This is a genomic window from Spirillospora sp. NPDC046719 (assembly GCF_040645715.1).
In the GTDB taxonomy this organism is placed as follows: Bacteria; Actinomycetota; Actinomycetes; order Streptosporangiales; family Streptosporangiaceae; genus Spirillospora.
This window is the reverse complement of sequence record NZ_JBEYYT010000470.1, coordinates 1-6,950: the sequence shown is the minus strand read 5'-3', so window position 1 is coordinate 6,950 and position 6,950 is coordinate 1. Positions and strand designations below refer to the sequence as shown.

The window sequence follows — 6,950 nt, the reverse complement described above, 5'->3', positions numbered from 1 at the left end:
GCGCCCGCCGCGAGCTCCAGGCGAGGACCGCCAAGGCCGTCCTCAAGGGCGCGCGCACAGCGCTGGACCGGATCGAGCTGTCGCTGGCCGCCGCCGTCCGCCGGCGGGAGGCCGCCGAGCAGGCCAAGGCGGCCCGCGAGGCCGAGCTGAAGGTCGTCCGCACCCAGGTCCGGGAGCTGTCGGGCACGCTGGAGCGGCTCGTCAACGTCGTGCACGGCAACGAGGTCGCGCGCGCCGAGCAGCGGCTCCGCCTCGAACAGCTGGAGCAGCGCGCGCTGGAGGAGTTCGGCCTGGAGACCGAGTCCCTCGTCAACGAGTACGGTCCCGACCAGCCCGTCCCGCCCGACCCCGACCAGGGCGAGGACGCGCGGCCGGCCCCGTACGTGCGGGCCGTCCAGGAGAAGCGCGCCAAGGCCGCCGAGCGCCAGCTCAACCAGCTCGGCAAGGTCAACCCGCTCGCGCTGGAGGAGTTCGCGGCGCTGGAGGAGCGGCACGCGTTCCTCACCTCGCAGCTCGACGACCTGAAGAAGACGCAGCGGGAGCTGCTCGCCCTGGTCAAGGAGGTCGACGACCGGGTGCAGCAGGTGTTCGCCGCCGCCTACGACGACACGGCCCGCGAGTTCGAGCGGATCTTCGCGCGGCTGTTCCCCGGCGGCGAGGGCAGCCTGTCGCTCACCGAGCCGGAGGACATGCTCGCCACCGGCGTCGAGGTCGCGGCGCGCCCGCCCGGCAAGAAGGTGAAGCGGCTGTCGCTGCTGTCGGGCGGCGAGCGGTCGCTGGTGGCGATCGCGTTCCTGGTCGCGGTGTTCAAGGCCCGGCCGTCGCCGTTCTACGTGCTCGACGAGGTCGAGGCCGCGCTCGACGACACCAACACCCAGCGGCTGATCACCGTGTTCGAGGAGCTGCGCGAGTCGTCCCAGCTCATCGTGATCACCCACCAGAAGCGCACCATGGAGGGCGCCGACGCCCTCTACGGCGTCAGCATGCGCGGCGACGGCGTCACCCAGGTCGTGAGCCAGCGCCTCCGCGAGCAGGAACCCGCCTGACCCGTCATTCGCCCGCGAAATTGGACCATTCCAATTGGTCTACCGGTGTAGACCGCCGTCTCGTTGCGTGGACGTTCCGTAAGTTCACCCGAAATATTTCGCGTCCGAATAGCGCATTGCCGTCGCCGCATTTTCCCCGGTGACGGGTGAATGGTGCCGCGGGCGTGCACCGACCGTGATCCCGCGGCGACGCTGACGGGCTTGTGCCCGCCCGGTGGTTCCACTAGTCATGTGCCCCGTGGTTCTCCGGCTCCCCTCCCGGACACCCCGCCCGGGCTCGGCGAACCGCTGGAGAGGACACCCGTGGACCCGCAGAAACTCAAGGACAATTTCGCGCAGGTGGGAGCGAACGGCATTGTCGTCGCCGAATATTTCTACGCCGATCTGTTCGCCCGGGAACCGCAGCTCAGAAGCATGTTCCCGGCCGCGATGAGCAAGCAGCACGAGGTGCTGCTCGGCGCGCTGTCGCACATCGTGTCGACGGTCGACGACACCGATACGCTCGTCCCGTTCCTGCAGGATCTCGGCCGCCGGCACCACGGATTCGGTGTCGCCGCCGAGCACTACGCCCTCGTCGGCGCCAGCCTGCTGGCGACCCTCGCCTACTTCAGCGGCCCCGACTGGAACGAGGACCTGGAGCGCGACTGGGCCGCCGCCTACGGCCTGGTCGCCCAGGTCATGACGGAGGCCGCCGCCGAGCCCGTCGCCTGACCGCCGCGTGGACGCCCAGCGCCTGAAGGACAACTTCGCCGCCGTCGCCGGACAGGGCGACGCCGTCGCCCTGTTCTTCTACTCCGACCTGTTCGTGCGCAACCCGCACCTGCGCGACATGTTCCCGATCGGGATGACCGGGCAGCGCGACAAACTGCTGCGCGCGCTCGGCCACATCGTCTCCAAGGTCGACGACCTGCCTTCGCTCGTGCCCTTCCTGCAGCAGCTCGGCCGCGACCACCGCCGGTTCGGCATCGTCGCCGAGCACTACCCGCACGTCGGGGCGAGCCTGCTCGCCACGCTCCGGCACTTCTCCGGCCCGGCCTGGAGCGCGGACGTCGAGAGCGACTGGAACGCCGCCTACAGCCTGGTCGCCAAGGTCATGCTGGAGGCCGCCGACGAGGACGCGCTCGCCAGCCCCGCCTGGTGGAACGGCCAGGTCGTCGCGGCGGAGCGGCGCCGCTTCGACATCGCCGTGCTGCGGATCCTGCCGGACCGCCCGCTGCCGTACACGCCGGGGCAGTCCGTCGCGCTGGAGGTGCCGTCGCGGCTGCGGCACTGGCGGTACTACTCGATGGCGAACGCGCCGCGCCCCGACCACACCGTCGACTTCCACGTCCGGCTGGTGGACGGCGGGCCGGTCAGCCCCGTCCTGGTCCGCGCCACCAACCCCGGCGACCGGGTCCGGATGGGCGCGCCCGTCGGCACGCTCACGCTGGACGAGTCGTCCGGCCGGGACGTGCTGCTCGTCGCGGGCAGCACCGGGCTCGCGCCGCTCAAGGCGATCCTGGAGCAGATCGCCGGCCGTCCCGCGCCGCCGCGCGTGCACCTGTTCTTCGGCGCCCGCGACCGCGACGGCCTGTACGACCTGGAGGACCTGAGCAAGCGCGCCGCCGAGCTGCCGTGGCTGACCGTCGTCCCCGCCGTGTCGGACGAGCCCGCGCCCGACGAGTCCGGCGGGCACGGCTTCTCCGCGCTGCTGGGGTCCGGCGGCGGCCGCGGCCCCGGCCCGGAGGGCATCGAGCACGGCGACCTGCCCGACGTGGTGGCCCGCCGCGGCCCCTGGCCCGGCCACGACGCCTACGTGTGCGGGCCGGCGGCGATGACGGAGACCGCCGTCGACCGGCTCATCGCGGCGGGCGTCGCGCGCGACCGCATCCGCCTGGAAACCTTCGCCGACGCACAGAGGTGACCGCAGTGAACTCCCCGAACCTCCCCGTCGTGCCCGACGGCACCCGGCTGACCCCCGGCGAACTGCAGTCGGTGGTGTTCGCGCGGGCCGCCCTCGGCCGCCGCGGCTACGACGAGGACCAGGTCCGCGGCTTCCTGCAGTACGTCGAGCGGGAACTCGTCCAGATCCTCAACCAGAAGGCCGCGCTGGGCGAGGAGGTGAACCGGCTGCGCGCCCAGGCGGGCCGCGGCGCGGGCGGCGTCATGGCCCCCGAGGACGCGCACTTCCAGGCCGTCCGGATCCTGTCGCAGGCCCAGCAGACCGCCGACCTGTACGTCGCGGACGCCGAGCGCTACACCCGCGAGCTGGCGCACGAGGCCCGGCTGCACCGCGAGGCGATCCTGTCCGACGCGAAGGGCCGCGCCGAGCAGATGCTGGAGGACGCGCACCGCAAGGCCGCCGAGGTCGCCGACGCCGCGGTCCGGTCGGTGCCGCCGCCCGCCGCGACGGCGCAGCCCGGACCGGCCGCCCCGGCCGACGAAGGGCGGCGGCACGAGCTGGAGCGCGAGATCGCCTACCTGCGCACCTACAGCGAGGTCTACCGCACCCATCTGCGCTCCTACCTGGAGGCCCTGCTGCGCAACGTCGACGAGTGGGAGAGCTCCGAACGGGCATCGGTACCGGGGGAGACCCCGGGGCCGCCGCTCCGGGGCTGATCGGCACGCCCGCCGGGGGCGTGCCGTTCAGGTGCGGGGCGGGCGCGTGATCGGCGGTGGTTAGGTCCAGCGCCGCCGGTCTGGAAAACTGGGGACGCTATGGAATATGTGATCGTCATCGTCGCGCTGTGCGCGGTCGCGCTGATCGTCGGCGGGGTCACGCTGCTGCGCCGCCCGGTCCGCCGCCGCCGTCCGCCGGTCCCGCCCGCCGAGCGGCCGCCCGCCGAGCAGCACGGCGCGACCGCCGTCGACGAGGCGGAGGCCGCGGCCCCCACCATCGAGCGGGCGCCGCCCACCGAGGCGCCGGCCCCGCCGCCCACCGTCGAGATCGAGCGGCCGCCCCCCGGCGCGGGACGGCTCGTCCGGCTCCGGGCCCGGCTCGCGCGCTCCCAGAACACGTTCGGCCGGACCCTGCTCGGGCTGCTGTCGCGCGACACCCTCGACGACGACGCCTGGGAGGAGATCGAGGACACCCTCATCACCGCCGACATGGGCGCCGCCGTCGCCCGCCAGGTCACCGACGACCTGCGGACCCGGGTGCAGGTGCTCGGCACCCGCAGCCCGGAGGAGGTCCGCGCGCTGCTGAAGGAGGAGCTGGTCAAGCAGATCGGCGCCGACCTGGACCGCTCGCTGCGCACCGAGTCGCACGGCGACCGGCCCGCGGTGCTGATGGTCGTCGGCGTCAACGGCACCGGCAAGACCACCACCTGCGGCAAGCTCGGCCGCGTCCTGGTCGGCGACGGCAACACCGTGCTGCTCGGCGCCGCCGACACCTTCCGCGCCGCCGCCGCCGACCAGCTGGAGACGTGGGGCTCGCGGGTCGGCGCGCAGGTCGTCCGCAAGGACGAGGGCGCCGACCCCGCCAGCGTCGCCTTCGACGCGGTCAAGCAGGGCATCGACACCCGGGTCGACGTGGTGATCATCGACACCGCGGGCCGGCTGCACACCAAGACCGGGCTGATGGACGAGCTCGGCAAGGTCAAGCGGGTCGTCGAGAAGCAGGCCGAGGTGGACGAGGTGCTGCTCGTCCTGGACGCCACGACCGGGCAGAACGGCATGCAGCAGGCCCGCGTGTTCGCCGAGGTCGTCAACATCACCGGCGTGGTGCTGACCAAGCTGGACGGCACCGCCAAGGGCGGCATCGTGGTCCAGGTGCAGCGCGAGCTGGGCGTCCCGGTGAAGCTGGTCGGGCTGGGCGAGGGCCCGGACGACCTCGCCCCGTTCGAGCCGGAGGCGTTCGTGGACGCGATCCTCGGCGACTGAACGGCACCGCCGCACGGCGACTGAACGGCACCGCCGCACGGCGCCCCGTGACCCTTCCGGTCGCGGGGCGCCGTTCTTTTCGGGCGCCGTTTCACCTGGACCGGAGCATGACCCGGGGAAAAGGAAACGGTTGCCGCCGGGCGGGTAAGGCGGTGAGGGTTCCGAAACAGCCGTGAAACACGCCGCGGCGGGGTTTCACACTCCGGAAACACGGGTGGCGCGCCGGTGAAACGGCCGCCCAGGAATCTCGGGGCATCCACGTTTCCGGTCGAGGAGGGGCACTCTCCGAGATGAAGATCGATACAGGCGCGACCGCCTGGATGCTGGCGGCAGCGGCGCTGGTGCTGCTCATGACACCCGGGCTCGCCTTCTTCTACGGCGGCATGACGCGGGCGAAGAGCGTCCTCAACATGATGATGATGTCGTTCGGCGCCATCATCAGCGTCACCATCCTCTGGGTCCTCTTCGGGCACTCCATCGCCTTCACCGACAACGGTAGTTCGTTCGTCAACAAGTTCATCGGCGGATTCGACGCCGTCGGGCTGAAGGGCGTCGCGACCCAGGTCTCCGAAGGGCTGCTGAAGGACCAGAGCGACAACATCCCGACCATGGTCTTCTCGATGTTCCAGCTGACGTTCGCGATCATCACGGTCGCGCTCATCAGCGGCGCCATCGCGGACCGTGCCAAGTTCGGCGCCTGGATGACGTTCACCGTCGCCTGGGCGACGCTGGTGTACTTCCCCGTCGCGCACTGGGTGTGGGGCACCGGCTGGCTGAACAAGCTCGGCATCGAGGACTTCGCGGGCGGCACCGTCGTGCACGTCAACGCCGGGGCGGCGGGCCTCGCGCTGGCGTTCGTCCTCGGCAAGCGCCGGGGCTGGCCGAAGGAGCCGATGCGGCCGCACAACCTGCCGTTCGTGCTGCTCGGCGTCGGCCTGCTGTGGTTCGGCTGGTTCGGCTTCAACGCCGGGTCGGAGCTCGCCGTCGACGGCACCACCGGCCTCGCGTTCATGAACACCCAGATCGCCACCGCCGTCGCCGCGGGCGCCTGGGCCCTGGTCGAGAAGCTGCGCGACGGCCACGCCACCACCCTCGGCGTCGCGTCCGGCGCCGTCGCCGGCCTTGTCGCGATCACCCCGGCGTGCGGGTTCGTCGACCCGTGGGCGGCGATCGTCCTCGGCGCCATCGCGGGCGTCGTCTGCGCCTACGCGATCGGTCTGAAGTACAAGCTCGGCTACGACGACTCCCTCGACGTCGTCGGCGTCCACCTGGTCGGCGGCGCGATCGGCGCGCTGTCGCTCGGCTTCCTGGCCGCCTACCCGTTCCTGCCGGGCCAGCACAAGGGCCTGTTCTACGGCGGCGGCGCGCACCAGCTGGGCCTGCAGGCGCTCGGCCCCGTCGTGATCGGCCTGTACTCGTTCGTCATGGCCTGGGTCATCGGAAAGATCATCGACATGACGATCGGGTTCCGGATCTCCGCCGACGACGAGGCCGCCGGGATCGACGTCACCGCGCACGCGGAGACGGCGTACGATCTCGCTCCCGCGGGAGGAGGCGCCTCCCGCGCCGCCGTTACCGGCACCGCGGCACCGCGCGCGGTGTCGCCCGACAAGAAGGTGGAGGCCGACGCGTGAAGCTGATCACCGCCGTCATCAAGCCGTTCAAGCTGGACGAGGTCAAGGCGGCGCTGGAGACCTTCGGGGTCAAGGGGATGACCGTCAGCGAGGCCAGCGGCTACGGCCGCCAGAAGGGCCACACCGAGGTCTACCGCGGCGCCGAGTACAAGGTCGACCTCGTGCCCAAGCTGCGCGTCGAGGTGCTCGTGGACGACGAGGACGCCGACGACATCATCGACGTCATCGTCAAGTCGGCGCGCACCGACAAGATCGGCGACGGCAAGGTCTGGGCGGTCCCCGTGGACACCGTGGTCCGCGTGCGGACCGGCGAGACCGGCTCGGAAGCCCTGTAGGAGCGGTGTGACGATCGTCCATCCTCCGGCCGGAGACCGGGCTCCCGAGGCCGCCCGCGCCGCCCTCGCGGCGG

Annotated in this window: 7 protein-coding genes; all 7 read left to right on the top strand. The window is 72.1% G+C overall.

What is annotated here, in order from left to right:
• Positions 1–1,046 (top strand): AAA family ATPase (locus ABZ914_RS43340; RefSeq protein WP_500200587.1); only part of this gene is annotated, 1,046 nt, incomplete at its 5' end.
• A gap of 303 nt (positions 1,047–1,349) precedes the next feature.
• Complete coding sequence (locus ABZ914_RS43335) at positions 1,350–1,757, top strand: globin domain-containing protein (protein ID WP_500200586.1); 408 nt, start codon at positions 1,350–1,352, stop codon at positions 1,755–1,757.
• Between the two features lie 7 nt (positions 1,758–1,764).
• Positions 1,765–2,949 carry a globin domain-containing protein gene (locus ABZ914_RS43330; protein WP_500200585.1) on the top strand — a complete coding sequence of 395 codons (1,185 nt, stop codon included), beginning with the start codon at positions 1,765–1,767 and terminating at the stop codon, positions 2,947–2,949.
• A 5-nt stretch (positions 2,950–2,954) separates the two neighbouring features.
• Positions 2,955–3,644 (top strand): DivIVA domain-containing protein, encoded by a 690-nt coding sequence (locus tag ABZ914_RS43325; RefSeq protein WP_500200584.1) that lies wholly within the window; start codon positions 2,955–2,957, stop codon positions 3,642–3,644.
• A 99-nt stretch (positions 3,645–3,743) separates the two neighbouring features.
• Complete coding sequence (gene ftsY / locus ABZ914_RS43320) at positions 3,744–4,907, top strand: signal recognition particle-docking protein FtsY (RefSeq protein ID WP_190859729.1); 1,164 nt, start codon at positions 3,744–3,746, stop codon at positions 4,905–4,907.
• Positions 4,908–5,197: 290 nt separating this feature from the next.
• A complete protein-coding gene (locus ABZ914_RS43315; protein ID WP_190859731.1) occupies positions 5,198–6,541 on the top strand; it encodes an ammonium transporter in 1,344 nt (447 codons plus the stop codon).
• Positions 6,538–6,876: a P-II family nitrogen regulator gene (locus ABZ914_RS43310; RefSeq protein ID WP_387027320.1), complete on the top strand. Its 339-nt coding sequence runs from the start codon at positions 6,538–6,540 to the stop codon at positions 6,874–6,876. The genes ABZ914_RS43315 and ABZ914_RS43310 overlap by 4 nt, the downstream gene beginning before the upstream one ends.
• Positions 6,877–6,950 lie beyond the last annotated feature (74 nt).

What these genes read in the sequence shown, in the direction of transcription:
- ftsY (WP_190859729.1), top strand. Translation starts at nt 3,744, where the DNA reads ATGGAATATGTGATCGTCATCGTCGCGCTGTGCGCGGTCGCGCTGATC.
- ABZ914_RS43315 (WP_190859731.1), top strand. Translation starts at nt 5,198, where the DNA reads ATGAAGATCGATACAGGCGCGACCGCCTGGATGCTGGCGGCAGCGGCG.